Source organism: Shinella sp. R2-11, assembly GCF_055330205.1.
This window is the reverse complement of sequence record NZ_JBVAPC010000004.1, coordinates 1-25,694: the sequence shown is the minus strand read 5'-3', so window position 1 is coordinate 25,694 and position 25,694 is coordinate 1. Positions and strand designations below refer to the sequence as shown.

The 25,694-nt window shown below is 66.0% G+C and carries 27 protein-coding genes; 14 read left to right on the top strand and 13 right to left on the bottom strand.

The window, feature by feature from the left end; genetic code table 11:
* The first annotated feature begins 17 nt into the window (after positions 1 to 17).
* Together ACZ1A1_RS11965 and ACZ1A1_RS11960 are read left to right on the top strand one after the other, a co-directional pair.
* Positions 18 to 503: a GlcG/HbpS family heme-binding protein gene (locus ACZ1A1_RS11965; RefSeq protein WP_463620133.1), complete on the top strand. Its 486-nt coding sequence runs from the start codon at positions 18 to 20 to the stop codon at positions 501 to 503.
* Between the two features lie 231 nt (positions 504 to 734).
* The gene (locus tag ACZ1A1_RS11960; protein WP_463620132.1) at positions 735 to 1,097 is read left to right on the top strand and encodes a hypothetical protein; all 363 of its coding nucleotides are present in this window, start codon (positions 735 to 737) and stop codon (positions 1,095 to 1,097) included.
* A gap of 45 nt (positions 1,098 to 1,142) precedes the next feature.
* On the opposite strand, the gene ACZ1A1_RS11955 is transcribed toward ACZ1A1_RS11960, so the two are convergent.
* Positions 1,143 to 1,802 carry a glutathione S-transferase family protein gene (locus tag ACZ1A1_RS11955; RefSeq protein ID WP_463620131.1) on the bottom strand — a complete coding sequence of 220 codons (660 nt, stop codon included), beginning with the start codon at positions 1,800 to 1,802 and terminating at the stop codon, positions 1,143 to 1,145.
* Positions 1,803 to 1,903: 101 nt separating this feature from the next.
* A complete protein-coding gene (locus ACZ1A1_RS11950; RefSeq protein ID WP_313192677.1) occupies positions 1,904 to 2,047 on the bottom strand; it encodes a hypothetical protein in 144 nt (47 codons plus the stop codon).
* Positions 2,048 to 2,205: 158 nt separating this feature from the next.
* Here ACZ1A1_RS11950 and ACZ1A1_RS11945 point away from each other — a divergent pair, with 158 nt between their 5' ends.
* The 5 genes from ACZ1A1_RS11945 (at position 2,206) to ACZ1A1_RS11925 (ending at position 7,294) form a co-directional block, all read left to right on the top strand.
* On the top strand, positions 2,206 to 3,843 hold the full coding sequence (locus ACZ1A1_RS11945; protein WP_463620130.1) for a phosphoethanolamine transferase: 1,638 nt from the start codon (positions 2,206 to 2,208) through the stop codon (positions 3,841 to 3,843).
* Positions 3,844 to 3,939: 96 nt separating this feature from the next.
* Complete coding sequence (locus ACZ1A1_RS11940) at positions 3,940 to 4,596, top strand: response regulator transcription factor (RefSeq protein ID WP_463620129.1); 657 nt, start codon at positions 3,940 to 3,942, stop codon at positions 4,594 to 4,596.
* Positions 4,593 to 5,936: a sensor histidine kinase gene (locus ACZ1A1_RS11935; protein WP_463620128.1), complete on the top strand. Its 1,344-nt coding sequence runs from the start codon at positions 4,593 to 4,595 to the stop codon at positions 5,934 to 5,936. Before ACZ1A1_RS11940 ends, ACZ1A1_RS11935 begins: the two co-directional genes overlap by 4 nt.
* A 173-nt stretch (positions 5,937 to 6,109) precedes the next feature.
* Complete coding sequence (locus ACZ1A1_RS11930; protein ID WP_313192681.1) at positions 6,110 to 6,331, top strand: hypothetical protein; 222 nt, start codon at positions 6,110 to 6,112, stop codon at positions 6,329 to 6,331.
* A gap of 186 nt (positions 6,332 to 6,517) precedes the next feature.
* The gene (locus ACZ1A1_RS11925) at positions 6,518 to 7,294 is read left to right on the top strand and encodes an SDR family oxidoreductase (protein WP_463620410.1); all 777 of its coding nucleotides are present in this window, start codon (positions 6,518 to 6,520) and stop codon (positions 7,292 to 7,294) included.
* 43 nt (positions 7,295 to 7,337) lie between these two features.
* Here ACZ1A1_RS11925 and ACZ1A1_RS11920 read toward each other — a convergent pair whose 3' ends face one another.
* The 3 genes from ACZ1A1_RS11920 to ACZ1A1_RS11910 all read right to left on the bottom strand — a co-directional run bounded on the left by ACZ1A1_RS11920 (position 7,338) and on the right by ACZ1A1_RS11910 (position 9,161).
* Positions 7,338 to 7,958 carry an HAD family hydrolase gene (locus ACZ1A1_RS11920; RefSeq protein ID WP_463620409.1) on the bottom strand — a complete coding sequence of 207 codons (621 nt, stop codon included), beginning with the start codon at positions 7,956 to 7,958 and terminating at the stop codon, positions 7,338 to 7,340.
* A 34-nt stretch (positions 7,959 to 7,992) separates the two neighbouring features.
* Complete coding sequence (locus ACZ1A1_RS11915; RefSeq protein ID WP_119257115.1) at positions 7,993 to 8,247, bottom strand: hypothetical protein; 255 nt, start codon at positions 8,245 to 8,247, stop codon at positions 7,993 to 7,995.
* Between the two features lie 65 nt (positions 8,248 to 8,312).
* A complete protein-coding gene (locus ACZ1A1_RS11910; protein ID WP_463620127.1) occupies positions 8,313 to 9,161 on the bottom strand; it encodes a LysR family transcriptional regulator in 849 nt (282 codons plus the stop codon).
* A 128-nt stretch (positions 9,162 to 9,289) separates the two neighbouring features.
* On the opposite strand from ACZ1A1_RS11910, the gene ACZ1A1_RS11905 reads away from it, so the two are divergent.
* The 3 genes from ACZ1A1_RS11905 to ACZ1A1_RS11895 are packed head-to-tail and all read left to right on the top strand — an operon-like array spanning position 9,290 to position 15,020.
* The gene (locus ACZ1A1_RS11905; protein ID WP_463620126.1) at positions 9,290 to 11,740 is read left to right on the top strand and encodes a GcvT family protein; all 2,451 of its coding nucleotides are present in this window, start codon (positions 9,290 to 9,292) and stop codon (positions 11,738 to 11,740) included.
* Entirely contained in the window at positions 11,737 to 14,184 is a 2,448-nt protein-coding gene (locus ACZ1A1_RS11900) for a GcvT family protein (RefSeq protein WP_463620125.1), read from the top strand. The genes ACZ1A1_RS11905 and ACZ1A1_RS11900 overlap by 4 nt, the downstream gene beginning before the upstream one ends.
* The gene (locus ACZ1A1_RS11895; protein WP_463620124.1) at positions 14,184 to 15,020 is read left to right on the top strand and encodes an isocitrate lyase/PEP mutase family protein; all 837 of its coding nucleotides are present in this window, start codon (positions 14,184 to 14,186) and stop codon (positions 15,018 to 15,020) included. Before ACZ1A1_RS11900 ends, ACZ1A1_RS11895 begins: the two co-directional genes overlap by 1 nt.
* Before the next feature lie 120 nt (positions 15,021 to 15,140).
* On the opposite strand, the gene ACZ1A1_RS11890 is transcribed toward ACZ1A1_RS11895, so the two are convergent.
* The 8 genes from ACZ1A1_RS11890 to ACZ1A1_RS11855 form a co-directional block, all read right to left on the bottom strand.
* Positions 15,141 to 15,656 (bottom strand): hypothetical protein, encoded by a 516-nt coding sequence (locus ACZ1A1_RS11890; RefSeq protein WP_463620123.1) that lies wholly within the window; start codon positions 15,654 to 15,656, stop codon positions 15,141 to 15,143.
* A gap of 79 nt (positions 15,657 to 15,735) precedes the next feature.
* A complete protein-coding gene (locus ACZ1A1_RS11885; RefSeq protein ID WP_119257121.1) occupies positions 15,736 to 15,909 on the bottom strand; it encodes a DUF1328 domain-containing protein in 174 nt (57 codons plus the stop codon).
* A gap of 110 nt (positions 15,910 to 16,019) precedes the next feature.
* On the bottom strand, positions 16,020 to 17,447 hold the full coding sequence (locus ACZ1A1_RS11880; protein ID WP_463620122.1) for a gamma-aminobutyraldehyde dehydrogenase: 1,428 nt from the start codon (positions 17,445 to 17,447) through the stop codon (positions 16,020 to 16,022).
* A gap of 22 nt (positions 17,448 to 17,469) precedes the next feature.
* Positions 17,470 to 18,285, bottom strand: a complete 816-nt coding sequence (locus ACZ1A1_RS11875; RefSeq protein ID WP_463620121.1) for an ABC transporter permease — start codon at positions 18,283 to 18,285, stop codon at positions 17,470 to 17,472.
* The gene (locus tag ACZ1A1_RS11870; protein ID WP_313192689.1) at positions 18,275 to 19,225 is read right to left on the bottom strand and encodes an ABC transporter permease; all 951 of its coding nucleotides are present in this window, start codon (positions 19,223 to 19,225) and stop codon (positions 18,275 to 18,277) included. The genes ACZ1A1_RS11875 and ACZ1A1_RS11870 overlap by 11 nt, the downstream gene beginning before the upstream one ends.
* Entirely contained in the window at positions 19,222 to 20,217 is a 996-nt protein-coding gene (locus ACZ1A1_RS11865; RefSeq protein ID WP_463620120.1) for an ABC transporter ATP-binding protein, read from the bottom strand. The genes ACZ1A1_RS11870 and ACZ1A1_RS11865 overlap by 4 nt, the downstream gene beginning before the upstream one ends.
* 240 nt (positions 20,218 to 20,457) lie before the next feature.
* Entirely contained in the window at positions 20,458 to 21,618 is a 1,161-nt protein-coding gene (locus ACZ1A1_RS11860) for an ABC transporter substrate-binding protein (RefSeq protein ID WP_463620119.1), read from the bottom strand.
* A gap of 352 nt (positions 21,619 to 21,970) precedes the next feature.
* Positions 21,971 to 22,879 (bottom strand): LysR family transcriptional regulator, encoded by a 909-nt coding sequence (locus tag ACZ1A1_RS11855; RefSeq protein ID WP_415213435.1) that lies wholly within the window; start codon positions 22,877 to 22,879, stop codon positions 21,971 to 21,973.
* A 127-nt stretch (positions 22,880 to 23,006) separates the two neighbouring features.
* On the opposite strand from ACZ1A1_RS11855, the gene ACZ1A1_RS11850 reads away from it, so the two are divergent.
* The 4 genes from ACZ1A1_RS11850 to ACZ1A1_RS11835 are packed head-to-tail and all read left to right on the top strand — an operon-like array spanning position 23,007 to position 25,331.
* Positions 23,007 to 23,654: a LysE family translocator gene (locus ACZ1A1_RS11850; protein WP_313192693.1), complete on the top strand. Its 648-nt coding sequence runs from the start codon at positions 23,007 to 23,009 to the stop codon at positions 23,652 to 23,654.
* Positions 23,655 to 23,659: 5 nt separating this feature from the next.
* Positions 23,660 to 24,571 carry an alpha/beta hydrolase gene (locus ACZ1A1_RS11845; protein WP_463620118.1) on the top strand — a complete coding sequence of 304 codons (912 nt, stop codon included), beginning with the start codon at positions 23,660 to 23,662 and terminating at the stop codon, positions 24,569 to 24,571.
* A complete protein-coding gene (locus tag ACZ1A1_RS11840; RefSeq protein ID WP_463620117.1) occupies positions 24,568 to 24,984 on the top strand; it encodes an ACT domain-containing protein in 417 nt (138 codons plus the stop codon). The genes ACZ1A1_RS11845 and ACZ1A1_RS11840 overlap by 4 nt, the downstream gene beginning before the upstream one ends.
* A complete protein-coding gene (locus ACZ1A1_RS11835) occupies positions 24,981 to 25,331 on the top strand; it encodes a PAAR domain-containing protein (RefSeq protein ID WP_463620116.1) in 351 nt (116 codons plus the stop codon). Before ACZ1A1_RS11840 ends, ACZ1A1_RS11835 begins: the two co-directional genes overlap by 4 nt.
* Positions 25,332 to 25,694: the final 363 nt, after the last annotated feature.

Below are 25,694 nucleotides of genomic sequence, written 5' to 3'. Positions count from 1 at the left end.
CCCAGATGGAGACAGACATGAAGACATTCTTTGCCACCGCCTTCGCCGCTCTCGCCCTTGCCGGCGCCGCCAATGCCGACGTGCTCACCGAGCGCAACATGCCGCTCGACATCGCCGTCGAAGCCGCCGACGCCGCCGTGAAGGCCTGCGCCGCCAAGAAGTTCAACGTCTCGGTCGCCGTCGTCGACCGCGCCGGCATCACCCGCGCCGTCCTGCGCGCGGACCGCGCCGGCCCGCATACCGTCGACAGCGCGATCCGCAAGGCCTTCACCGCCGCTTCCATGCGCACGCCGACCCAGACGATCGCCGAGAATGTCGGCAAGAACCCGGCGGCCGCGCAGCTCGTTTCCATCGAGGGCTTCCTCGTCCTCGCCGGCGGCGTTCCGGTCAAGGCCGGTGAGGAAACCATCGGCGCCATCGGCGTCGGCGGTGCACCGAGCGGCGATATCGACGACGAATGCGCCCGCGCCGGCATCGAGGCCGTCAGCGCCAGGCTGAAGTAGGGATTGCGCGTTCTGAGATCGACCCCGGCACCGGAAGGCGCCGGGGTCTTTCTGTTTGAAGCGCCTCCAACTCCTCCTCCGTCATGGTCGGGTTTGACCCGACCATCCACGCCCCGGGTGCGGATGGATCTTCGGTTCAGGCCCGAGGATGACGGAGGAGGGTGTATTGCCGGGGTTTGTCCTTTGCCGGGAAGGGCATAGACTGGCCGGGCTCATCAGGGAGAATGCCGCATGCGCCCAAGGATTCCCGCTCTCGCTGTCTGCCTGCTCCTTGCCGCGACCTCGCAGTCCGCTGCGAGGGACGGCGCCTATGTCGCCTGCGACAACGGCCTGCGCTGCTTCAAGGCGCCATGCCCTTCCACGACGGTGCGCGATCTTGCGACCGGCAAGCTGTGGAAGGGGACGTCTCCGGATATCGGCAGGCTTTCGGAGGCTGACCAGCGGCGCATCCGCGAGACGGATGCGCTCTACTATGGCCGCCTCGTGCTGCGCGGCCATATCGTGCGGCAGGCAAAGGGCCCTTCCGCGCTTGTCGTGACCGGCGTCGCGCGGAAGGCGAAGCCGGCGGAGCGCCGGCACTGCCCGAAGGGGTAGGGGCGGCCTGAAAACGGCGCTTTTCCGCGCTTCCGGTCGATGGGCCTAATCGCGGTCCGGCGCGCCGAGCGGGAAGAATTTCCGATAGGGCCTTCCTTCATCGACCGCGCGGGCGAAGGCGGGGCGTTCGAGCAGCCGCCGGCGATAGGCATGCACGTTGCGGAAACCCGGATCGATGGCGTGGGTCCAGTCGGCGTAGAAGAGGAAGGGGCCGGCGCCGCAATCGGCGAGCGTGAAGGCCTCGCCCGCGGCCCATTTGCGGCCCTCCATGTGCCGGTCGAGCCAGGCATAGGCGCGCTCCAGCATCCGCCGCGCCTCCTCGACGCCGTAGGGGTCGCGCTCCGCTTCGGAGCGCATGGCGTTGAAGACGATCTTCTGCTGCGGCGTCGAGATGTAATTGTCGAAGAAGCGGTCGAGCATGCGTACCTCGATCGCCGCGTCCGGATCGTCCGGGATGAGCTTCACCGGGCCCGGATAGTGCAGTCCCAGATATTCGATGACGATGGTCGCTTCGACGATCGTGCGCTCGCCGTCGACGAGGATGGGGAACCGCTTGATCGGCCAGCGCGCCTCAAAATCGGCAAGCGTTTCCGGCTGGGTATGGTCGAGCATGCGATACTCGAAATCCGTGCCGTTTTCATAAAGCGCCGTCAGCGCCTTCTGGCAGTAGCTCGAAAAGGGATGAGCATAGAGAACCGGCTTCATGGCAACCTCCCGTTTGCCACGCCTTTGTCGCAAATCTGCTTGCAAAATGCAATCGGATTTTAAGGCCAGTCAGTCCTCCCACCCCGCATCGTTCCCGACCGTCACTCGCTCCGCCAGGCGAAGGCCCGGTGCAGGTCCTCGCTGTGCGAGCGTGCGAACTGGGTCTGGGCGAGCGGGATGGCCAGGACCAGGAAGACCAGGGCGCCGACGAACAGCGCGCCGGGATAGGGCAGTCTCGGTTTCAAGCATCACCTCGCATTCCGGTGCCGTTTTATCCCGCGCGAAGCTGACAGCGGGCTGAACGCGTCCGGAAGCGTTCAGGCGGCTGTCAGCTTCGCGGAGCAGGGGGGGCGAACGGCGGGCCGTGCGCGACCTCGCCCGATTTGACGTGAAAGGACCATTCATGCGCGAAGGAACCGGCCGCCCCTCCCTCTGGCGGCCCGAACTTGGCAGCGTTACCGTCAGCCTCCTGACGGCGCTTTATCTTCTGGCACTCACGAACTGGAGCTTCTGGTCGAAGGGCTGGCTCTATCTGGAAGGGCGGCCGACCACCTTCGCGTCGATCGCCCTCGGCGTCGCCTGCCTCTATGTCGCGCTCTGCGTCGCCGTTTCGCTGAAATATGTGATGAAGCCGCTCTTCATCGCGCTCATCCTCGCAAGCGCCGCGGGGGCCTGGTTCATGGACCGCTTCGGCGTCGTCATCGACATCGAGATGATCCGCAACGCGGCCGAGACGAACAGTGCGGAAGCCGGCCATCTGATCACGCCCGGCTTCGTCATCCACATGCTGGCCTATGGCGTGCTGCCCTCGCTCCTTCTCGTCTGGGTGAAGGTCCGCCACCGCGCCTTCTTCGGCAAGGTGCGGGGCAACCTTGCCGTCATCGTGCCGGCGCTGGTCGTCGCGCTCGTCGCCGGGCTCTCCCACGCCCGCGTCTATGCCGCCGCCGTCCGGGCGCATCACGACTGGTTCGAATCGCTCAATCCCTTCGTGCCGGTGGTCACAGCGGTCCAGTTCGTCATCGGCCAGTCCGGCGACGTGAACGTGGTGGCCGCGCCGCTCGGCGAGGATGCGCATGTGAGCGATGCGCCGGTCGGCCAGCGCAAGCCGCGCTTGATGATCGTCGTTGCCGGCGAGACCGCGCGCGCCGACAATTTCTCGCTCGGCGGCTACGGGCGCGACACCAATCCGGAACTGGCGAAGAAGGACATCCTCTACTTCCCCGACACGACGAGCTGCGGCACGGCGACCGCCGTCTCGCTGCCCTGCATGTTCTCCGTCTATACCCGCTCCGAATATACGCACCGCAAGGGGCTCGCGACGCAGAGCCTGCTCTGGGTGCTCTCCCATGCCGGCATCCACGTCGAATGGTGGGACAACAATACCGGCGACAAGGGGATCGCCAGGCTTCTGAAGGTGCACTCGCTGATCGACAGCGGCAACCCGGCCTATTGCTCGGGCGGCGAATGCCAGGACCAGGTGCTGATCGACGCGCTGGACGGCTGGATCGGCTCGGTGAACAGGGATACCGTGCTGGTGCTGCACCAGATCGGCAGCCATGGCCCGGCCTATTACCAGCGCTATCCGGAAGCGTTCCGCCGCTTCCAGCCGGAATGCCGCAGCGCCGAATTCTCCGACTGTACCAAGGAGGAGATCGTCAACGCCTATGACAACACGATCGCCTATACCGACCATATCCTTGCAAGCGTGATCGACCGGCTGCAGAAGCAGGAGGACCGCCTCGACGTCTCCATGCTCTACATGTCCGACCATGGCGAATCGCTCGGCGAGCTCGGCCTCTACCTGCATGGCGCGCCCTACATGATCGCGCCCAGCCAGCAGACCCACGTGCCCTTCGTGCTGTGGCTCGGCAAGGGGGAGAAGGCGGCCTATTCGGCGGCGTGCCTGGAAGGCAAGACCCAGGAGCCGCAATCGCACGACAACCTCTTCCATACCGTGCTCGGCATGATGCGGGTGGAAACGCAGGTGCGCGATCCGTCCCTCGACATCGTCTCCGGCTGCCGCGAGGGCGCGACATCCTGAACGGCGGGCATGGCAAGACGGCTCCCGCCCATGTATCGTCCGGATTCGGAAGGCGGCGGCGGTGAATGCGCCGCCGCGATGCGGAGAGCCGGGCGCTTGAGAGTTCTGCTGATCGAGGACGATGCCGTTCTGGGCGAGGCGGTGCGGGACTATGTGGCCGGGCTCGGCCATGCCGTGGACTGGATGCAGACGCTGGACGACGGCCGCACGGCGACGGACACCATCGACTACGACCTCATCCTGCTCGACCTGCGCCTTCCCGACGGCAGCGGGATTTCGCTGCTGACGGACCTGCGTCGCGCCGGCGCCGTCACGCCCGTCATCATCCTGACCGCGCATGACCAGATCTCCGACCGCATCGAGGGGCTGAACAGCGGGGCGGACGACTATCTCGTCAAGCCCTTCAATCTCGGCGAGCTCAACGCGCGCATGCTGGCCGTCGCCCGGCGCTATGCGGGCACGGCCGTTCCGGTGGTGGAGGCGGGGCCGCTGACGATCCAGCTCGCCGACCGCCGGGTGCTGCGCGCGGGCGAGCCGGTCGATCTTTCCAGCCGGGAATGGGCGGTGCTGGCCCGGCTTGCCGCCCGGCCGGACGCCATCGTCTCCAAGGGGCAGATCGAGGAGGCGCTCTACGCCTTCGGCTCGGAAATCGAGAGCAACACGGTGGAGGTCTATGTGAGCCGGCTGCGCAAGAAGCTCGGAAAGGGCTGCGTGGAAACCCTGCGCGGCATCGGCTACAGGCTCGGCCGATGAGAGGGATGCGAAGCCTTGCCGGCCAGCTCATGCTGTGGATCACGGCGACGATCACGCTGCTCTGGCTCGTCGCCGTCGGCTTCGGCGCCTTCGTCATGCATGACGAGTTCGGCGAGATCTTCGACAGCGCCCTGCAGGAGACGGCCGAGCGCCTCGTGCCGCTGGTGGTCGACGACCTGAAGCACCGCGACGAGCCGGACGTGCCGCAGCGCATCGAGGCGACGCGCGGCCCCTCCGAGGAGGAATACCTCACCTACCAGGTGCGCGACGAGACGGGCAGGGTGCTGCTGCATTCGCACACCGCGCCCGCCCAGCCTTTCGGCGCGCCGCTCAAGGTCGGCTTCTGGGAAGGGCGCAAGGGGCGCATCTACACGGCCGCCACGCTGGACGAGACGATCTTCGTGCAGGTGCAGGATTCGGCGAAGGAGCGGCGGGAGGCGACGCGGGAGGGCTCGCTCGCCCTGCTCCTGCCGGTGCTGCTCATCGTGCCCGTCACCATCACCGCCGTCTGGTTCATCGTGCGCCGCGTGCTGGCGCCGGTCGAGACGCTGCGCGCGGCGATCGGCGAGAAGGACGGCGGCAACCTCGCCGCCATCGAGGCGGGGGGCCTGCCGCAGGAGCTGCGGCCGATCCTCCGCTCGGTCAACCTGCTGCTTGCGCGCCTGCGCGCGGTTCTGGCGGCCGAGCGCGAATTCACCTCCAACAGCGCCCACGAGCTGCGAACGCCGCTCGCCGGCGCGCTGGCGCAGACGCAGCTTCTTCTGTCTGAACTGAAGGGTGCGCCGGATCGCGCGCGCGCCCAGCAGATCGAGGCCTCGCTGCAGAAGCTGACCAAGCTCACGGAAAAGCTGCTGCAGCTCGCCCGCGCCGAGGCGGGCATCGGCATGACGGAAAACACTTTCGACGTCGCTGCCGTCGTCGGCGTCGTCGTCACCGATTTCCAGCGCGCCTCGGCCGATGCCGGGCGCATCCGCCTCACCAGCGACCTTGCCGCGCCAGCCCTCCAAGAGGGCGCGGCCGACGCCTTCGCCATCGTGCTGCGCAACCTCGTCGAAAACGCGCTCCTGCATGGGCGGGCCGATGCGCCGGTGGACATCCACATAACCGGGGCGGGCAATGTGCGCATCCGCAACGGTGCCCCGCGCATGAGCGATGAGGAGCTTGCCGCCGTGCGCAAGCGCTTCGCCCGCGGCAGGACCCTTGCGGCCGGTTCCGGCCTCGGCCTGTCCATCGCCGAGCGGCTCCTCGGGCAGATGCAGGCGAGCCTCGTCCTGACCTCGCCCATCCCCGGCATGCCTGACGGTTTCGAGGCCGAGATCGTGTTTCCCGCACGGGGCTGAGGGGTGCGGCAGCAGGCCTGACCCATTTCCGGACAGCCCGGTTTTCCAGTGTTTCCCGCTTGCAACAGTCGGCATGGTTCCGGCTGCTTTTTTGTATTAGAATGTGAGAAAGTTGTGGCTTTCTGCCCAATATTGTGGTTTTATGTGGTCATAATCAGAAATTGGTGGGGAACATGGGTCGCAAACCGGAGGAATATGCGCGGCTGCTGGCCAGCGCACTCTGCAAGTTGCATGCAGCAGAATCCCGCGGCGGGTCGCCGCTTCTTTCAGAAAACAGCATTCGCGTTATCAGCCAGACCATCGCCGCGGCGATGGACGAGGCGCGTAACATCCACATCCGTGAAGAGCTGGCGGCGATGAGCGAGCGCCGCGAATGTGTCCTGCTTCACTCCTGATCGTAAGCTTATGGCGCGGGTTTGTACTGCGTATTGCGCCAATGACATGTCATGATCATGGAGCTGCCGCCCGGAGCCGCGTATTCTGGTTCCGGGCGGTTACCCATGTCTTGAGGTGACTTTCCCGATGCGGGGCGATAGGTCCTCATGAGGTCTATGGCATCGATTCTGGAGGAGGAACCCGACATGACGCAATGGGGCAGGACCGGCGAGGGCAGGATCGCACTGGTGACGGGCGGCGGAACGGGCATCGGGCTCGCGATCGCGCGCGCCCTCAGCGCCGAAGGCTATGCCGTGGTCATCACCGGGCGGCGGCTTGCCGTGCTGGAGGCGGCGGCGGGGGAGATCGCGGCGGCGACGGGCAATCCCGTGCGGGGCATCGCCTGCGACGTCGGCGATCCCTTGCAGGTGGCGGCCGTCTTTGCCGAGGTGAAGCAGGAATTCGGCCGGCTCGACCTTCTCGTCAACAATGCCGGCTCCAATGTCTCGCCGGCGCTGCTGGAGGACATTCCCTTCGAGGAATGGTCGGGCGTGCTCGCCGCGAACCTCACCGGCGCCTTCCTGTGCACCCAGCAGGCCTTCCGCATCATGAAGGACCAGACCCCTCGCGGCGGGCGCATCATCAACAACGGCTCGATCTCCGCGACGGCGCCGCGCCCGAACTCCGCCCCCTATACCGCGACGAAGCACGCCATCACCGGCCTTACCAAGTCGACCGCGCTCGACGGGCGCAAATACGACATCGCCTGCGGCCAGATCGATATCGGCAACGCGGCGACCGACATGACCTCCCGCATGAATGCCGGCGTGCTGCAGGCCAACGGCGAAATCGCCTCCGAGCCGACCATGTCGGTCGGTCATGTCGCCGATGCGGTCATCTACATGGCCAGCCTGCCGCTCGATGCCAACGTGCTGACCATGACGGTGATGGCGACCAACATGCCGTTCGTCGGGCGGGGGTAGGGCCCGTATCGGTCCGGGCCTGGCGGTGACGCGCGTCTCAGGATTACTGCGACAGGATTTTTGAAATCCAGGGGTGAGCGGTGCAGTCCGTGAGCTCGCGATAGAGAATGCCCTCCCATCCGAAGGCGTTGGCCGCCCGCACGACCGCCTCCGAGTCATCGAAGAAGAGGGGTGGCTCCTCCTGGGGGCCGAGGATTTCCGCTGCGCGCTCGAAGAAGGCGCGCGCGGGCTTCAGCGCGCCGAACCGGGCCGCGTGAAACATGTCGTCGAACAGGTTCTCGAAGCCGTGCCTGTTCCAGAGATGGAACGCGCGCAGATGCTCCTGATTGGTCGCGACATAGAGGCGGGCCCGCCCCGTCCGCCGAAGGCGGCGGACGACATCCAGCAATTGCCGGTTCAGGTGACTGTCGCGATCCAGCCAGTAGCTGGCGACGACGAAGGGCGAGCCGTGAAAGCCCAGTTGCGGAAGGACTTCTTCAAGAGCCGAAAGCAGCGCCTTGCGGCCCGTCAGGACCTCTTTCTCGAAGACCTGCTTGATGAAGAGATCGCGGAATGCCGCCGGATCGATGCCGAGATCGGCAAGCAGGTGTTCGTCCCATCGGCGGCGACGCTCCGTCTGCCCCGTGTAGCCATGGACGAGGACGCCATCCACATCGAAGAGCACCGACCTCAAGACAAGCCCCTTTCAGCTTGATGGACTAACGCCGCGGCTCGCCGCCCGCGGCGTAGACCGTCTTCTGCTGGAACTTGAAGACATGGCCGCAGCGGCAGCGGATCATGTGCTTGTCGGGATATTTCGAGGGCCGTTCGGTGAGGAAGCCGCGCGGCAGGGAATCGACGGTGAAATCCGGATGCGCGCGGGTCGGCATGTCGTCCTCGGAGACTTCCGCATAGCCGGCATTGCCGCACATGGCGCATTCCAGTTTGCGCGAATAGCGGTCGCGGGCGGCCATGGGGAGCTCCTTCGTCGGATTAGGGTTCGCCGTTAATAGGCATCGGCCCGGCCGGTTTCAAGGATTCATGCGGCAAGCAAGGCCTGAAGGGCGGCGATGATGCGGCGGTGCTGGTGGGCGTGGCGGGTGCGCACGTTGACGGCGGCATAGACGGCCTGCGCGATGGGCTCGGCGCCTTCCACCCTGCGGGCCGCGCCGCTTGAGAGCAGCCGCTGCGCATCCGCCGCCGTCACGAAGGCCGAGCCGCCGAGCGTCTGCATCAGCGCGAGGATGGCAGTCGTCTCGCCGCTGGCGATGGGCGCGGTCGAGAGCGAGGGATAGGCCTGCCGGTGCAGCCGGTCGAAGGCGGGCGAATAGACGGCCTGGATATAGTCTTCCGCCTTGACGTCCTCGATGCGGCTCACCCGATTGCTCACCATCTCGTAGCGTACCTCGCCGATGCGCTCGTAATGGAGATCCGGCAGGTAATGGGGCGTGAAGAGGACGGCGAGGTCGAGGTCGCCGGCGCCGAGGTCGCGGTTCATCTGGCTGGAATAGTCCACTTCCAGATAGATCGAGGTCGCCGGGAGCTCCGTCCGCACCGCCGCCAGCCAGTCGCCGGCATAGCGGGCGGCAAGGTCGTGCTGGAGGCCGATGCGCATGGAGCGCTCGTAGGCGCCTGCCGTCTCCACCGCCCGCGCCGCCTCGTGCCACTGGTGCTGGAGGGCCTTGGCGTGATCGAGGAAGCGCAGGCCCGCGGCGGTCGGCTGGGTGCCGCCCTTGTTGCGCGCGAAGAGCTTTCGGGCGAACATCGCCTCCAGCGCATTGATGCGGTGTGTGACCGTCGATTGCGTGATGTTCAGCCGCTCCGCCGTGCGGTTGAAATTGCGCGTTTCCATCAGGTCGAGGAATGTCTCAATCAGGACAATTTGCATGAAAGCGCCGTATTTTCTCAATGTTTGACGATAGTCTAATCGGCATCCTCGATTAATAAAGCGAAATCCGCCGCTTGCCGCCCGGCGCTTTGGTTGCCAAAAATCCCGGGCGAAGAAGGGGAGCAAGAATGTCCGCACTGCCAAGCCATGCCCGGGTCGTCATCATCGGCGGAGGCGCTGTCGGCGCATCCGCCCTCTATCATCTGGCCAAGGCCGGATGGACGGATTGCGTGCTGCTGGAGAAGAACGAGCTGACCGCCGGCTCGACATGGCACGCCGCCGGCAATGTGCCGACCTTCTCCTCCTCCTGGTCGATCATGAACATGCAGCGCTATTCCGCCTCGCTCTACCGCGAGCTGGGCGCGCTGGTCGATTATCCCATGAACTACCACGTCACCGGCTCCATCCGCCTCGGCCATTCGAAGGAGCGGTTGCAGGAATTCAAGCGCGTCGTCGGCATGGGCCGCTACCAGGGCATGGACCTCGACATCCTGTCGCCCGACGAGATGCGCGGCAGATATCCTTTCCTCGAGACCCACGACCTCACCGGCGCGCTCTACGATCCCTATGACGGCGATATCGACCCCGCCCAGCTGACGCAGGCCTTGGCAAAAGGCGCGCGCGACATGGGCGCGAAGATCTTCCGCTTCTGTCCCGCCACCGGCGCGCGGCGCGAGGGCGAGGAATGGGTGATCTCCACGCCGCAGGGCGAAATCCGCTGCGAGAAGGTCGTCAATGCGGCCGGCTATTATGCCCGCGAGGTGGGAAAATGGTTCGGCCGTGAGGTGCCGATGATGGTGATGAGCCATCAGTACATCCTCTTCGAGGAAATCCCGGAGCTTGCCGCATGGTCGAAAGAGGCCGGGCACAAGCTGCCGCTGCTGCGTGACGTCGACAGCTCCTACTATCTCCGTCAGGAAAAGACGGGCATGAATCTCGGCCCCTACGAGCGGAACTGCAAGGCGCATTGGGTGACGCCGGACGATCCGATGCCGGACGATTTCTCCTTCCAGCTCTTCCCCGACGATCTCGACCGTCTCGAATGGTATCTCAACGACGCCGTCGAGCGCGTGCCGATCCTCGGCACGGCGGGCCTGTCGCGCATGATCAACGGCCCCATCCCCTATGCGCCCGACGGCAACCCGCTGATCGGCCCGATGCCGGGCGTACCGAACGCCTTCGAGGCCTGCGTCTTCACCTTCGGCATCTGCCAGGCGGGCGGGGCCGGCAAGGTGCTGGCGGAATGGGTGACGGAAGGCGAGACGGAATGGGACATGTGGTCCTGCGACCCGCGCCGCTTTACGCGCTTTGCCGCCGACAAGGACTATTGCATCGCCAAAGGCATGGAAATCTACGGCCACGAATATGCGATGCACTTCCCCAAGCATGCATGGCCGGCGGGCCGGGACAGGAAGCTGTCGCCGATCCACGACCGCGTCAAGGCGCTTGGGGGCCAGTTCAAGCCCTACAACGGCTGGGAACGCGCCAACTGGTACGCCAAACCCGGCGACGACCTCTCGGAAGAGGCGACGCAGACCTGGAACCGCGAGGGACCGTGGCGTCCGCGCATCGAGGAGGAATGCCGCGCCGTCACCGAGGCCGCCGGCATCCTCGACCTCCCCGGCTTCTCGCGCTTCCGCGTGAAGGGGGAGGGCGCGACGGCATGGCTCTCCTCGCTCGTCACCGGCAAGGTGCCGAAGCCCGGCCGCATTGGCCTCGCCTATTTCGCCGACGACAAGGGCCGCATCGTCACGGAAATGTCCGTCATGATGCTGGAGGAGGACTTCTTCTTCCTCATCACCGCCGCGACTGCCCAATGGCACGATTTCGAATGGCTGGCGAAGCATCTGCCTGACGATGCCGCCTTCACCATCGATGACGTGACGGACAGTTTCTCCTGCCAGATACTCTCCGGTCCCAACTCCCGCGCCATCCTCGCCGAAGTATCCGACGCCGACCTTGCCAAGGGCTGGCTGACGCATCAGCCCGCGCAAATCGCCGGCCGCTGGTGCCAGCTCGTGCGCGTCTCTTTCGCCGGCGAACTCGGCTGGGAAATCCATACGAAGATCGAGGACACCGCCGCCATCTTCGACGCCCTGTGGGCGGCGGGGCAGAAGCATGGCCTCAAGCCCTTCGGCATGGAGGCGCTCGACAGCCTGCGCATCGAGAAGGGTTATCGCGCGTGGAAGGGTGACCTTTCGACCGACTACACGATCCTGCAAGGCGGCCTCGACCGTTTCGTCGACTGGACGAAGCCCGACTTCAAGGGCAAGCCGGCGCTGGAGCGCGAGAGGCAGCAGGGCGTCACCAAGCGTTTCGTGCTGCTGACGGTGGAGGCCGGCGACTGCGATGCGCCCTACATGTCGACGCTCTGGCACGGCGGCAAGGTCGTCGGCGAGACGACCTCGGGCAACTGGGGTTATCGCGTCGGAAAATCCATCGCGCTCGGCATGCTGCGCGCCGACCTCGCCGTGCCGGGCACGGAAATCGAGGTGGAAATCTACGGCGACCGCTTCAAGGCGATCGTCCAGCCGGACGGCCCGCTCTTCGATCCCAACAATGAAAGACTGCGCGCATGAGCAAGCCCATCCCTTCGAAGGCGAGAGCCGTCATCATCGGCGGCGGCGTCTCCGGCTGTTCGGTCGCCTATCACCTCGCCAAGCTCGGCTGGACGGATGTGGTGCTGCTGGAGCGCAAGCAGCTCACGTCGGGCACGACATGGCACGCCGCCGGCCTCATCGGCCAGCTCCGCGCCTCGCAGAACATGACGCGCCTCGCCAAATATTCCGCCGACCTCTATGTCAAGCTGGAGGCCGAAACCGGCATCGGCACCGGCATGCGCCAGTGCGGATCGATGACCGTGGCGCTGACCGAGGAGCGCAGGCAAGAGATTTTCCGGCAGGCCTCGCTCGCCCGCGCCTTCGACATCGACGTGCGCGAGATCAGCGTGGACGAGGTGAAGGGGCTCTACCCGCATCTCAACACGGCGGATGTGAAGGCCGCCGTGCACCTGCCGCTCGACGGCCAGTGCGACCCGGCCAATATCGCCATGGCCTTGGCGAAGGGCGCGCGGCAGAACGGGGCGACGGTCATCGAGGGCGTCAAGGTGACCTCGGTTCTGACGAAGGACGGGCGCGTGACGGGCGTCGCCTGCGAGCAGAACGGCGAGACCTTCACCATCGAGACGGAGAATGTCGTCAACGCCGCCGGCATGTGGGGGCGCACGCTCGCCGACATGTCGGGCGTCACGCTGCCGCTGCATGCCTGCGAACATTTCTACATCGTCACCGAGCCGATACCGAATCTTGCGCGCCTGCCGGTGCTGCGCGTGCCGGACGAATGCACCTATTACAAGGAGGACGCCGGCAAGATGCTGATCGGCGCCTTCGAGCTGAAGGCCAAGCCGTGGGGCATGGACGGCATCAGCGAAGACTTCTGCTTCGACCAGTTGCCGGAGGATTTCGACCATTTCCAGCCGATCCTCGAAAACGCCATCAACCGCATGCCGATGCTGGAGACCGCCGGCATCCACACCTTCTTCAACGGCCCGGAGAGCTTTACGCCCGACGACCGCTACTATCTCGGCGAAGCCCCGGAGCTGAAGGGCTACTGGGTCGCCGCCGGCTACAATTCCATCGGCATCGTCTCCTCCGGCGGTGCGGGCATGGCGCTCGCCCAGTGGATGAACGACGGCGAGCCGCCCTTCGACCTCTGGGAAGTCGATATCCGCCGCGCCCAGCCGTTCCAGAAGAACCGCGCCTATCTCAAGGACCGCGTCTCCGAAACGCTCGGCCTGCTCTATGCCGACCATTTCCCCTATCGCCAGATGGCGACGGCGCGCGGCGTGCGTCGCTCACCGCTGCACGAGCACCTGAAGGCGCGCGGCGCGGTGTTCGGCGAGGTCGCCGGCTGGGAGCGCGCCAACTGGTTCGCGAAGGAAGGGCAGGAGCGGGAATACCGCTATTCGTGGAAGCGGCAGAACTGGTTCGAGAATCAGAAGGAAGAGCACCTTGCCGTCCGCAACGGCGTCGGCCTCTTCGACATGACCTCCTTCGGCAAGATCCGCGTGGAAGGCCGCGATGCGCTCGCCTTCCTCCAAAAACTCTGCGCAAACCAGATGGACGTCGCCCCCGGCAGGATCGTCTATACGCAGATGCTCAACGCGCGCGGCGGCATCGAGAGCGACCTGACGGTGACGCGCCTTTCGGAAACCGCCTTCTTCCTCGTCGTGCCCGGTGCGACGCTCCAGCGCGACCTCGCCTGGCTGCGCCGGCATCTTGCGGACGAGTTCGTCGTCATCACCGATGTGACGGCGGCCGAAAGCGTACTCTGCGTCATGGGGCCGAAGGCGCGCGACCTCATGCAGAAGGTCAGCCCCAACGATTTCTCCAACGCCCACCACCCCTTCGCCACGGCGCGCGAGATCGAGATCGGCATGGGCCTCGCCCGCGCCCACCGCGTCACCTATGTCGGCGAACTCGGCTGGGAGCTTTACGTCTCCACCGACCAGGCCGCCCATGTCTTCGAGGCGCTGGAGGAAGCCGGGGCCGATGTGGGGCTGAAACTCTGCGGCCTGCACACGCTTGATAGCTGCCGCATCGAAAAAGCTTACCGCCATTTTGGCCACGACATCACCGACGAGGATCATGTGCTGGAAGCCGGCCTCGGCTTTGCCGTGCGCACGAAGAAGGGCGAGTTCATCGGCCGCGATGCGGTGCTGCGCAAACAGGAGGAGGGGCTGAAGCGCCGCATGGTGCAGTTCCGCCTCACCGATCCCGAGCCGCTGCTCTTCCACAACGAGGCGCTGGTACGTGACGGCAGGATCGTCTCGACCATCACCTCGGGCAACTACGGCCATGCCCTTGGCGGGGCCATCGGCATGGGCTACGTTCCCTCGGCAGGCGAGAGCGAGGCGGATATCCTCGCCTCGCATTACGAGATCGAGATCGCCGGCGTCCGGGTAAAGGCGGAAGCCTCGCTCGTGCCGATGTACGATCCGAAAGCCGAGAGGGTGCGCGCCTGATGAACCTTGCCGAACGCCATCAGCGGTTCCACGACCTGCACCAGTCGGGCTGCTTCGTCATCCCGAATCCGTGGGACATGGGCTCCGCCCGCATGATGGCGGCGGCCGGGGCCGTCGCGCTCGCCACCACCTCCGCCGGCTTCGCCTTCACGCTCGGCCGGCCCGACATGGGCCGGGTGACGCGCGAAGAATCGCTGAAGCACGCCGAGGATATCGTGCGTGCCACGCCGCTGCCCGTCTCCGGCGATTTCGAGAACGGCTTTGCCGATGCGCCCGACGATGTCGCCGAGACCATTCGCCTTGCCGCCGAAGTCGGCCTTTCCGGCTGCTCCATCGAAGATACGCGGATGGTGGACGGCAACCCGGCCTATGCGTTCGACCTTGCCGTCGAGCGCATCCGCGCCGCAGCCGATGCCGCCCGCTCGCTCGGCCGGCCCTTCATCCTGTGCGCCCGCGCCGACGGCGTGATGAACGGCGTCTACGATCTTGACGAAGCCATCCGCCGCATCCAGGCCTTCGAGAAAGCGGGGGCGGACCTGCTCTATGTCCCGGTGCCGCCGGGCGTCGAGGAGCTGAAGCGGGTGCTCGCCTCCGTCTCGAAGCCCGTCAATGCGCTTGCCGCCGGGTCGCTGCGCCAGCTCACGGTGCCGCAATTCGCCGACCTCGGCGTGCGCCGCATCTCGCTCGGCTCGACGATCGCCCGCGTCACCCACGCCGCCATCGCCGAGCAGATGGACGCGATCGTCAGGGACGGCAGCTTCGCGAAACTCTCCGCCGCGGCCTCGGGCGATGCCATCAACCGGATGCTCATGGCCGGCGCCGGTGAGGCGGATTGATCCTTTTCCCTGCAATGCCTGGAGCATTTCCAGCAAAAGTGCGAAGCGGTTTTGCGTCCGGAAATGCGGGACAACAAAGAGCTGGGGCGTTTTCGCGATTCGGAGAAAAGCGGAAGCGCTCTAGCGGGTGGCCGCGCGCACGTCCCTGACGCCGAAGTCGAATTCCGGCGTCGTGACGGGGGTGAGGTCGAGGCCGGGGAAGACGGCGAAAGTGCTGAAGGTCTGGCTTTCGCCCGGCAGCACGCGCAGCACGATCAGCGCGCTGTCGCGCCCCGCCTCGCGGCAGGTGCCGTTCGGGCAATCGGAGAGCACCATGTCGAGCCGGAAGGATTGCAGCGGTGCCGCGCCCTTGTTCGTGAGGCGGCCGGTGACGCGGTAGCTCGTCTTGGTCTGGCCGACATTCGCCTGCATTTCGGAGAGGGAAACGTCGTCGGCGGTAAGCGCCGCTGCCGTGCTGCCGGGTGTGGCGGCGTCGCCCGATGGCGCGCGCTCGTCGACGAACCAGACGAGAAGCGCGCCGGCAAGGCCGATGGCGACCACGATGGTCAGAACGGGTTCGACCCAGCTTTGGAAGCGCCGAAAACGCAATGCGAGATAGAGAATGGCCGCCGCCGCGACCGCGAATGCCCAGATCATCCCCGTCCTCCTGGGACTGGTATAGCCTGCGCGGCGGGCGGCAGGAAGGGTATCCGAGTTCAAATCGCGTTGAACGGTCTCAGACCACGGCGCTGCCGGCCATCAGGGCAAGAACCAGGAAAATCAGGAAGATGACGAGGGCGATCACGAAGAGGACCTTCGCGATGGTGGCCGTCGCGGCCGAAACGCCGGAAAAGCCGAGGAAGCCGGCGATCAGCGAGATGACGAGGAAAATCAAAGCCCATTTCAGCATGGCGAAGCCTCCAGACAAACCGGAGGAAAGACGCGCGGCGGGCGGAAAAGTTCCCTCGATGCGGGCAAGCCCCTTCGCCCGGCGGGGCGGAAGGGGCGTAGCGCTTGGCCTCAGCCGTGGCTGATCATGACGTGGCGGACGGCGGTGTAGTCCTCCAGCGCGTAGATCGACATGTCCTTGCCGTAGCCCGACTGCTTGACGCCGCCATGCGGCATCTCGTTGGTCAGCATGAAGTGGGTGTTGATCCAGGTGCAGCCGTATTGCAGGCGGGAGGCCGCCTTCATGGCCTTGCCGATATCCTTCGTCCAGACGGAGGAGGCGAGACCGTAGTCGCTGTCGTTCGCCCAGCCGATCACTTGGTCGGCATCGGAGAAGCGGGTGACGGAGACGACCGGGCCGAAGACCTCGCGGCGCACGATCTCGTCGTCCTGCGTCGCGCCGGCCACCACCGTCGGCTGGAAGAAGTAGCCCTCGTCGCTGCCGGGGCGGCCGCCCGCGGTGATCTCGATATGCTTCACTTCGGCGGCGCGCTCGACGAAGCTCGCCACCCGGTCGCGCTGGCGTTTGGAGATCAGCGGGCCGATCTCGTTCTGGGTGTCGTCCGGGTCGTTGTACCTGATGGTCGAGACGGCGGCGGAGAGGTCGGCGACCAGCTTCTCGTAGATGCCGTCCTCAGCATAGATGCGGCAGGCGGCGGTGCAGTCCTGGCCGGCATTGTAGTAGCCGAAGGCGCGGACGCCGGAGACGACGGCTTCGAGGTCGGCATCGTCGAAGACGACGACGGGGGCCTTGCCGCCGAGTTCCAGATGGGTGCGCTTGACGGTCTTGGCGGCGGCGGCGAGCACCTTCTTGCCGGTGGCGACGTCGCCGGTAATCGAGACCATGTTGATCTTCGGATGGTTGATCAGCGCGTTGCCGACCGTCTCGCCGCGGCCGAGCACGATGTTGACGACGCCTTCCGGCAGGATGTCGGCCAGCAGCTTCGCCATCTTCAGCGCCGTCAGCGGCGTCTGCTCGGAGGGCTTGAAGACGATTGTGTTGCCGCCGGCAAGGGCGGGCGCCAGCTTCCAGGCCATCATCATCAGCGGATAGTTCCACGGCGCGATGGAGCCGACGATGCCGACCGGGTCGCGGCGCACCATGGAGGTGAAGCCGGGCAGGTATTCGGCGGCGACGGGGGCGTGCAGCGAGCGGATCGCGCCGGCGAAGAAGCGCCAGCAATCGACGATGGCGGGCAGCTCGTCGTTGCGGGCGGCGTTGATCGGCTTGCCGCAGTTGAGCGATTCGAGGGCGGCGAAGGCGTCGGCATCCTTCTCGATGGCGTCGGCGATACGCAGGAGATAGGCGGAGCGTTCGCCGGGCGTGGTCGTCGCCCAGGAGACGAAGGCCTTTTCGGCGGCGTCGACGGCGGCGTCGATCTGGGCGTGGGAGGCTTCCGGCAGGTCGACGATCTTCGCCCCGGTCTTCGGGTTCAGGATGTGCTCTTCCGCCTCGGTGCCGGTCTCGAAGCGCGAGCCGATCAGCATCTGGGTGTCCATGACGTTCTCCCTTGTCTTAAGGTTACTTGCCGCTGCCGGCGACCTGGTCGCCGTCGCGGGTGAGGTAGTAGGCGCCGAGGATCGGCAGGAAGGTGACGAGCACGACCACCATGGCGACGACGTTCGTCACCGGCCGCTGGCGGGGGCGCACGAGTTCCTCCAGCATCCAGATCGGCAGGGTGGATTGCTGGCCGGCGGTGAAGGTGGTGACGATCACCTCGTCGAAGGACAGCGCGAAGGCGAGCATGCCGCCGGCGAGCAGCGCCGTGCCGATATTCGGCAGGATGACGTAGCGGAACGTCTGGAAGCTGTCGGCGCCGAGGTCCATCGAGGCTTCGACCAGCGAGCCGGAGATGCGGCGGAAGCGGGCGACGGCATTGTTGTAGACGACCACGACGCAGAAGGTCGCGTGGCCGAGCACGATGGTCCAGAAGGAGAAGGGCATCTCCACGAAGGAGAAGGCCGAGCGCAGCGCGATGCCGGTGATGATGCCGGGCAGCGCTATGGGCAGGATCACCAGCAGCGAGATCGTCTCGCGGCCGAAGAAGCGCGTGCGGGAGACGGCGGCGGCGCAGAGCGTGCCGAGCACCAGCGCGACCGTCGTCGAGATCGACGCGACGCGGACGGAAAGCCCCATCGCCTCCCAGACGTCCGGCCTATTCCAGGCAACGGAAAGCCATTTGAGCGTATAGCCCGGCGGCGGGAACTGGTAGCTCTTCTCTTCCGTGGTGAAGGCGTAGAGGAAGATGAGCAGGATCGGCAGGTGCAGGAAGGCAAGGCCGGCGCCGGCGGCGATCTTCAGCCCGAGCGGGGCGGAGGTGTTCTTGTCAGAGCGCATCGAAGGCTCCCTGTCGCTTGGCCATCCAGAGATAGAGGCCCATGATGACGATCGGCACGACAGAGAAGGCGGCGGCGAGCGGGATGTTGCCGGCCGTGCCTTGCTGGGCATAGACCGCCTGGCCGATGAACAGCCGCGACGAGCCGATGATCTGCGGGATGATGTAGTCGCCGAGCGTCAGCGAGAAGGTGAAGATGGAGCCCGCGATGATGCCGGGCAGGGCGAGGGGAAAGAGCACGTAGCGGAAGGTCTGCGCCGGCTGACCGCCGAGGTCGGCGGACGCCTCGATCAGGTTGCCCGGCACGCGCTCCAGCGCGGCCTGGATCGGCAGGATCATGAAGGGCATCCACACATAGATGAAGACGATGAAGGTGCCGGTATAGCTGATCGAGAGCGACGAGCCGCCGACGACCGGGAGTGACAGCCAGGCATCCAGCAGCCACGAGAGATGCAGCTTGGCGAAGAGCCAGGTGAGGATGCCTTCCTTGGCGAGGATCAGCTTCCACGCATAGATCTTGACGAGGTAGCTCGACCACAGCGGCAGCATGACGCCGAGATAGAAGATGACCTTCCATTTACCCTTCGCATAGCGCGCCGCGTAATAGGCGATGGGGAAGGCGATGATCGCGGAGGCGAGTGTCACCAGCGCGGCCATGAGAACGGTGCGCAGGATGATGTCGAAGTTCGACGGGATGAGGAGCTGCCGGTAGGTGGCGAGCGTGAACTCGTAGTTGATCAGCCCGGAAAAGTCGTCGATCGAGAAGAAGCTCTGCAAAAGCAGCGCGAAGAGCGAGCCGAGATAGATGACGCCGAGCCAGAGGAGCGGCGGCGTCAGCATGAGCAGCAGCAGGATCTTCGGATTGCGCCAGAAGAAATCCGAGAGCCGCCCGGAAGCGCCCTGCCGGCGCGCGAGGATGGAGGTGTCGGTGACGGCGCTCATTGGGCACCGTCCATGGTATGCAGGTCCCCGGGCAGGAAGGAGAGGGTGACGGTCTCGCCCTCCGCCGGAACGGTTATGGAGGCTGGCAGCATGGCGGCGACGCGCGCGCCGTTCGCCTCCACGGTGACGCGGTTCGCCGCGCCGAGGAAGCTTGCCGCCGTGACGCGGCCGGTGAATTGCTTGCGGCCGGGAGCCTCGCCGAGCGCGATGTCCTCCGGGCGCAGGCTGGCATAGTGCCTGCCGTAGCCGAGGCTCTCCACGAAGTCCGGCGGCAGCACGTTGGAGGAGCCGACGAAATCGGCGACGAAGCGGGTCTGCGGCCGCTTGTAGACCTCTTCCGGCGTGCCGAGCTGCTGGATCCTGCCGTCGCTGAAGACGGCGATGCGGTCGGCCATGGAGAGCGCCTCGCCCTGGTCGTGCGTGACGAAGACGAAGGTGATGCCGAGGGATTTCTGGAGCGATTTCAGCTCTTCCTGCATCTGCTCGCGCAGCTTGAGGTCGAGCGCGCCGAGCGGTTCGTCGAGGAGCAGCACGCGGGGGCGGTTGACGAGGGCGCGGGCGAGCGCCACGCGCTGGCGCTGGCCGCCGGAAAGCTGGCCGGGCCGGCGCGTGCCGTAGCCGGGCAATTTCACCATGGCGAGCGCCTCTTCCGCCGCCTTCAGGCGCTCGGCCTTGCCGACGCCCTTGACCATCAGGCCGTAGGCGACGTTCTCGAGGATCGAGAGATGCGGGAAGAGGGCATAGTCCTGGAACACCGTGTTGACGTTGCGCCGGTAGGGCGGCACGCCCTCGGCCGTCTCGCCGAAGATCTCGATATGGCCGGCGGTCGGCTGCTCGAAGCCGGCCATCAGGCGCAGGCAGGTCGTCTTGCCGGAGCCGGACGGGCCGAGCATGGCGAAGAACTCGCCCTCGGCAATGGCGAGATCCACGCTGTCGACGGCGCGCACGGCGCCGAAGTGGCGGGACACTTGCTGGAACAGGACGGCGGTCATGGGGGCTCCCGGTGGTTTTGGGGCGATGGGCGGGGGCGTCCATCGCGGGACGTTTCATAGGTGGGAAGAGGGTGCAACAATCCAATCTCCCCCCTTGTGGGGGAGATGCCCGGCAGGACAGAGGGGGGTATCACGCCCCGCTCGGGTCAGATGTTGTCGCTTCGCGGCCCCCCTCTGTCACCTTCGGCGACATCTCCCCCACAAGGGGGGAGATCAGGAGGAGTATGCCGCGCCGTTTTCCTATCGTCCGCCGATCACGCCGATATAATCGGAGACCCAGCGATGATACGGCACGCATTCGCCCTGGCTTTCGCACTTGGTGACGGGCGTGCGCCAGAAGGCGATCTTGTCGAAGTTGTCGTAGCCGTTGGTCGAGCAACCCTCGTCGGTCAGGAGCGCATTGCCCTTGCAGGCGGCCGGAACCGAGGGAACGGCGCCGAACCAGGCGGCCGCGTCACCCTGCACCTTGGCGGACAGCGAATGCTCCATCCACATATAGGCGCAGTTCGGATGCTGGCTTTCGGCATGCAGCATGGTCGTGTCCGACCAGCCCGTCACGCCCTCTTCCGGGAAGGTCGAGGCGATCGGCTGGTTCTCCGCCTTCATCAGGTTGACCTGGAAGGGCCACGAACCGGAGGCGACGACGCCCTCGTTCTTGAAGTCGTCGATCTGGATCATGGCATCGTGCCAGTAGCGGCCGACGAGCGTGCGCTGGACGCGCAGGAGGTCGAGCGCGGCCTTGTACTGGTCCTCGTTGAGTTCGTAGGGGTTCTTGATGCCGAGCTCCGGCTTGTGCGCCATCAGGTACTGGGCGGCATCCGCGATGTGGATCGGGCCGTCATAGGCCTGCACGCGGCCCTTGTTGGACTTGCCGTCCGGCAGCGTCATTTCCTCGAAGACGACGTTCCAGCTCTTCGGCGCCTCGCCCTTGAAGGCCTCGGTGTTGTACATCAGCACGTTGGGGCCCCAGAGATAGGGCGTGCCGTAATGAACGCCGTTCACGGTGTGCCAGGGCGCGTTCTGCAGGCGCTCGTCGATGGTCTTCCAGCTCGGGATGAGGTCGGTGTTGATCGGCTGGACGCGCTTGCCCGCGACGAGGCGGAGCGAGGCGTCGCCCGAGGCGGTGACGAGGTCGAAGCCGCCCTCGTTCATCAGCGCGACCATCTCGTCCGAGGTCGCGGCGGTCTTGACTGTCACCTTGCAGCTCGTCTTCTTCTCGAAATCGGTGACCCAGTCGTAGGCCTTGTCCGTCTCGCCGCGCTCGATATAGCCGGCCCAGGCGACGATGGAGACTTCCCCTTCTCCGGCGCCAAGCTCCTTCAGCGGCTCCTGGGCGATGGCGGCGGTGGCGAAGGCGAGCGAAAGGGTAAGCGCGGTGCAGGAATGCAGAAGTCGCTTCATGACAGTCTCCCGGTTTGATCCGCTTCGAGCGGTATTGTTCCCGGAAGGAAAGGTGCCGCGATTTCGCCGCTTTCGCAAATTCATTAATCAGAATGACGGTATCGGAAATTCCGAAACCACTGAGGTTGCAAGTCGAGGAGAGGCGCGTGGATCCTCGGGTCAAGCCCGAGGATGACGCAAGGAAGGAGGCCGGCGGGTATGAGTAGCGCCCTCAATGCCGCATCGTTCAATGGGAGGGGCGGTCATCACCTCCCCTCCGTCATCCTCGGGCTTGACCCGAGGATCCAAAACCTCACGACGAGCAAGATCCGGTGCAGGACAGCATGCGGAACACCACGGCTTACGGGAAACCTCAGCGTCCGCGCCCGCTCCGCAGCGCCTCGGCCAGCCCTACGAAATCGCGCGCCGCCTGCGGCAGGCCGGAGCCCTTGCGCCAGACCATGCCGATCTGCACCACCGGCAGCGCGCCGGAGACGTCGCGGCTTTCGATGCGGTCGCCTTCCAGCGACCAGGGGCGGTAGACGAGGTCCGGCAGCAGCGCGATGCCCGCGCCTGTCGCCACGAGGCTGCGCACCGCCTCCACCGAGCGGGTACGGAAGGCGACATGCGGGCGCGCGCCGAGCGCGCTCAGGAGCTTGCCAGTGTTCTCCTCGATTTCGTCCACCGTCAGCATGATCAGCGGCTCCTTCGCGATGTCGCTGACGGAGATGATGTCGGCCGAGACCAGCGGGTGGCCGATGGGCAGCCACAGCCTGTAGGGCGAGGTTTCGATGATCTCCGCCTGCAGCGCCATGCGGTCGCGCAGGTTGGAGATGACCATGACGGCGACGTCCAGTTCCCCGCCGACGAGCAGGTGCTCCAGATAGGAGCCGTTGTCCTCGATGGCGCTGACATCGATGCCGGGAAAGGCGCGGCGGTAGCGCGAGAGGAGGTCGGACAGCACATAGCCGGCGACCAGCGAGGTGACGCCGAGATTGAGCTGGCCCTTTTCCGGCGCGCGGCTGTCGGAGAAGGAGCGGCGCGCATCCGAGACATTGGAGAGAATCTTCGTCGCGTGGCGCAGGAACTGGTGGCCGTTATGCGTCGTCGTCAATCCGCGCGGATGGCGCTCGAAGAGTTCGACGCCGAGGTCCGATTCGAGTTCCTTGATCGCCTCGGTGATGGAGGATTGCGAGATGGAGAGGTTCTGCGCCGCGCGCGTCACGGAGCCCTGTTCCGCGACGGCGACGAAATACTGCAATTGCCGGAAGGTAAAAGCCATGGCGGCACTTAATAGGACGGGTGGCGGGGAGGCAAGGCGGATGGCTGCGGACAGGGCAACGCCAAGAGTTCCCCACCCGCCGTTTCCGCGATAAGCTCGTGCCGATGACAGGCCGGGAGGAGAGGACATGCCGCCGTTCGAGATGATGCTTGCCTTTTTCGTGACGACGGCGGTCTTCGCCTATATGCCCGGCCCGGCGATGCTCTATGCGGCGGCGCAGACCATCGCGCGCGGTCGCCGCTCCGGCCTGATGGCGAGCCTCGGCATCCATCTTGGCGGCTATGCGCATGTGGTTGCCGCCGCAGCGGGCCTCACGGCGCTCTTCCATGCCGTGCCCACGCTCTATCTGGCGGTCAAGCTGCTCGGCGCGCTCTATCTCGTCTGGCTCGGGGTCCGCATGTTCCGCGCCAGGGCCGAGCCGATGGGCGATCTCGCCGCCGCGCTCCCGGCGGAGCTTGCGCGCCGGAACGGCTGGCGCGCCTTCGTCGAAAGCGTTTCCGTCGAGGTGCTGAATCCCAAGACGGCGATCTTCTTCCTCGCCTTCCTGCCGCAATTCGTCGATCCGGCGGCGGCCCTGCCGGTCTGGGCGCAGCTTCTCGTGCTCGGCACCGTCGTCAATCTCATGTTCACCTCGGCCGATATCGTCTGCGTGTTCCTGGCCGGCGTCGTCGCCACGCGCCTCAAGGGCTCGGCGCGGATGCAGAAGACCATGCAGCGCATCGGCGGCACGATCCTCGTCGGCCTCGGCCTGAACCTTGCCTTCCAGAAGACCTGAGCGCCATGACCGACCGTCCCATGCCGACCGAGGCGGGCATTCTCGCCTTCCATAAGCGTTGCGAGGATTTCTATCCCGCGGACGCCGTCGATGCCGACATCACGCAGCAGCGCGCCTGGTACGATGCGCTCTGCGCCGCCTTCGACGCGCCTACGCCGGAGGGCATGGTCAAGCGCGACGGGCTGGTGGCGGGGCGCATTCCCGTGCGCCGCTATCGCCCGGCGGAGGCGACGAGCGAGACGCGGCTCTTCTACATCCATGGCGGCGGCTTCGTCGTCGGCTCGCTGGAGAGCCACGATGCCATCTGCGCCGAGCTTTCCGAAGCGGCCGGGGCGGAGCTCGTTTCTGTCGATTATCGCCTTTCGCCGGAACATGTCTGGCCCGCCGCCTTCGACGATTGCTGGGCGGTGCTGGTCGAGCTTCTGCTGGAGGGCCACCCGGTCGTCGTGATCGGCGACAGCGCCGGCGGCAACCTTGCGGCCGGGATCGTCCTCAAGGCGCGCGACGAGGGACTGAGGGGCATTGCGGGGCAGGCGCTGGTCTATCCCGGCCTCGGCGGCGACCTCGTTTCCGGCTCCTATGTCGAGATGGCCGAGGCGCCGGGGCTTTCGACCGCCGACGTTGCCTATTATCGTGAGGTCTACAGGGCGCCGGAGGATGCGGTGCACGCCTTTCCGCTGCGGGCGGAAAACCTCGCCGGCCTGCCGCCGGCCTTCATCACCGGGGCCCATTTCGATCCGCTGCGCGACGATGCCCGCGCCTATGCCGCGCGGCTGATCCTTGCCGGCATATCGGTGGAATATCGCGAGGAAAGGCAGATGATCCACGCCTGGCTGCGCGCCCGCTTCATGAGCGAGGGCGCGAGGGCCGGCTTCGCCGCGCTCTGCGATGCCGTGCGGCGGATGGCCAATCCATGAGCGGTATCACCGATCTCGACGAGCTGCTGGCGACCATGGAGCCGTCGCTGGTCGCGGGCCGTTTCGTCTTTGCCAGCGTGCCGGCGTCGGATATCGCGGCCCATCTTATGCGCGGCCCCATCGGCCTTTTCCGGGAAGAGGAGGGCATCACGCTGATCCTGCCCGCTGATGCCGCCGAAGGGCTCGCCGCCAGCCCGCCGATGCGGATGATCACGCTGACCGTGCATTCCTCGCTGGAGGCGGTGGGGCTGACGGCGGCCTTCGCCACGGCGCTGACGAAAGCGGGCATCAGCGCCAATGTGGTTGCCGCCTACCATCACGACCATATATTCGTGCCGGAGCGGGACGCCGAACGGGCGCTCGAAACGCTGCGAGCGCTGTCCCGCGCGGCGCGCGAAAAGGGAGACGCATGATGACATTCCAGCATTTTTCGGCCGCGATCCTGGCCCTCGGCATTGCGGCCGCGCCGTCCATCTCCCTGGCCGGCGATGCCCCGGCGCCGATCCCCTCCTGCGCCATGTCCGGCTCGAAGAGCGTCTTCATCGGCGGCGCGCCGGCGCTGCGCCTTTCCGACGTCATCAACTGCCCGCCGGAACTCTACGAGATCGTGCCGAGCGTGATGATCGAGGGACAGCCCATGGTGAAGTTCCGCACCGGCGTCGGCGAGAAGGGCAATTGCACGGCGCGGGGCGAGGAGACGGTAAGTGTCGAGGGCGAATCGGCAAGCCGGCTCGGGGATGTGAGCTGCACGCAGAATTGAGCGGTGGCCGCGTGCCCTGCGTTGATCATTGTGCTTGAGGCGTTGCCCCTCACCCTAACCCTCTCCCCGCAAGCGGGGAGAGGGGACGTGCCTCAGGCAACGGTGAAGGTTTGGGAAACCGGTGCGGCATATCTCCTTCTCCCCGCAGCCAAGGAGAAGGTGGCCGGCAGGCCGGATGAGGGGCACGCCAGCGTCGCTCTACCCACTGGCGTCATCCTCGGCCTTGTGCCGAGGATCTGCTAACGTATTGAAGAATAGAAACGTTGCAGATGCTCGGGACAGGCCCGAGCATGACGAAGGAGAGGTTTTCGGGTTTGTCAGCAGTCTCGGGGGGGGGGGGGGAAGAAAACCTCCCCCCCCCCC

Coding starts and splice junctions, on each gene's coding strand:
- ACZ1A1_RS11955 (WP_463620131.1), bottom strand. CDS start 1,802: ATGAAGCCGGTTCTCTATGCTCATCCCTTTTCGAGCTACTGCCAGAAG.
- ACZ1A1_RS11905 (WP_463620126.1), top strand. CDS start 9,290: ATGTCCGCACTGCCAAGCCATGCCCGGGTCGTCATCATCGGCGGAGGC.
- ACZ1A1_RS11855 (WP_415213435.1), bottom strand. CDS start 22,879: ATGGCTTTTACCTTCCGGCAATTGCAGTATTTCGTCGCCGTCGCGGAA.
- ACZ1A1_RS11885 (WP_119257121.1), bottom strand. CDS start 15,909: ATGCTGAAATGGGCTTTGATTTTCCTCGTCATCTCGCTGATCGCCGGC.
- ACZ1A1_RS11960 (WP_463620132.1), top strand. CDS start 735: ATGCGCCCAAGGATTCCCGCTCTCGCTGTCTGCCTGCTCCTTGCCGCG.
- ACZ1A1_RS11870 (WP_313192689.1), bottom strand. CDS start 19,225: ATGAGCGCCGTCACCGACACCTCCATCCTCGCGCGCCGGCAGGGCGCT.
- ACZ1A1_RS11910 (WP_463620127.1), bottom strand. CDS start 9,161: ATGCAAATTGTCCTGATTGAGACATTCCTCGACCTGATGGAAACGCGC.
- ACZ1A1_RS11895 (WP_463620124.1), top strand. CDS start 14,184: ATGAACCTTGCCGAACGCCATCAGCGGTTCCACGACCTGCACCAGTCG.
- ACZ1A1_RS11925 (WP_463620410.1), top strand. CDS start 6,518: ATGACGCAATGGGGCAGGACCGGCGAGGGCAGGATCGCACTGGTGACG.
- ACZ1A1_RS11915 (WP_119257115.1), bottom strand. CDS start 8,247: ATGGCCGCCCGCGACCGCTATTCGCGCAAACTGGAATGCGCCATGTGC.
- ACZ1A1_RS11835 (WP_463620116.1), top strand. CDS start 24,981: ATGATGACATTCCAGCATTTTTCGGCCGCGATCCTGGCCCTCGGCATT.
- ACZ1A1_RS11865 (WP_463620120.1), bottom strand. CDS start 20,217: ATGACCGCCGTCCTGTTCCAGCAAGTGTCCCGCCACTTCGGCGCCGTG.
- ACZ1A1_RS11845 (WP_463620118.1), top strand. CDS start 23,660: ATGACCGACCGTCCCATGCCGACCGAGGCGGGCATTCTCGCCTTCCAT.
- ACZ1A1_RS11850 (WP_313192693.1), top strand. CDS start 23,007: ATGCCGCCGTTCGAGATGATGCTTGCCTTTTTCGTGACGACGGCGGTC.
- ACZ1A1_RS11875 (WP_463620121.1), bottom strand. CDS start 18,285: ATGCGCTCTGACAAGAACACCTCCGCCCCGCTCGGGCTGAAGATCGCC.
- ACZ1A1_RS11840 (WP_463620117.1), top strand. CDS start 24,568: ATGAGCGGTATCACCGATCTCGACGAGCTGCTGGCGACCATGGAGCCG.
- ACZ1A1_RS11890 (WP_463620123.1), bottom strand. CDS start 15,656: ATGATCTGGGCATTCGCGGTCGCGGCGGCGGCCATTCTCTATCTCGCA.
- ACZ1A1_RS11965 (WP_463620133.1), top strand. CDS start 18: ATGAAGACATTCTTTGCCACCGCCTTCGCCGCTCTCGCCCTTGCCGGC.
- ACZ1A1_RS11880 (WP_463620122.1), bottom strand. CDS start 17,447: ATGGACACCCAGATGCTGATCGGCTCGCGCTTCGAGACCGGCACCGAG.
- ACZ1A1_RS11945 (WP_463620130.1), top strand. CDS start 2,206: ATGCGCGAAGGAACCGGCCGCCCCTCCCTCTGGCGGCCCGAACTTGGC.
- ACZ1A1_RS11900 (WP_463620125.1), top strand. CDS start 11,737: ATGAGCAAGCCCATCCCTTCGAAGGCGAGAGCCGTCATCATCGGCGGC.
- ACZ1A1_RS11860 (WP_463620119.1), bottom strand. CDS start 21,618: ATGAAGCGACTTCTGCATTCCTGCACCGCGCTTACCCTTTCGCTCGCC.
- ACZ1A1_RS11930 (WP_313192681.1), top strand. CDS start 6,110: ATGGGTCGCAAACCGGAGGAATATGCGCGGCTGCTGGCCAGCGCACTC.
- ACZ1A1_RS11935 (WP_463620128.1), top strand. CDS start 4,593: ATGAGAGGGATGCGAAGCCTTGCCGGCCAGCTCATGCTGTGGATCACG.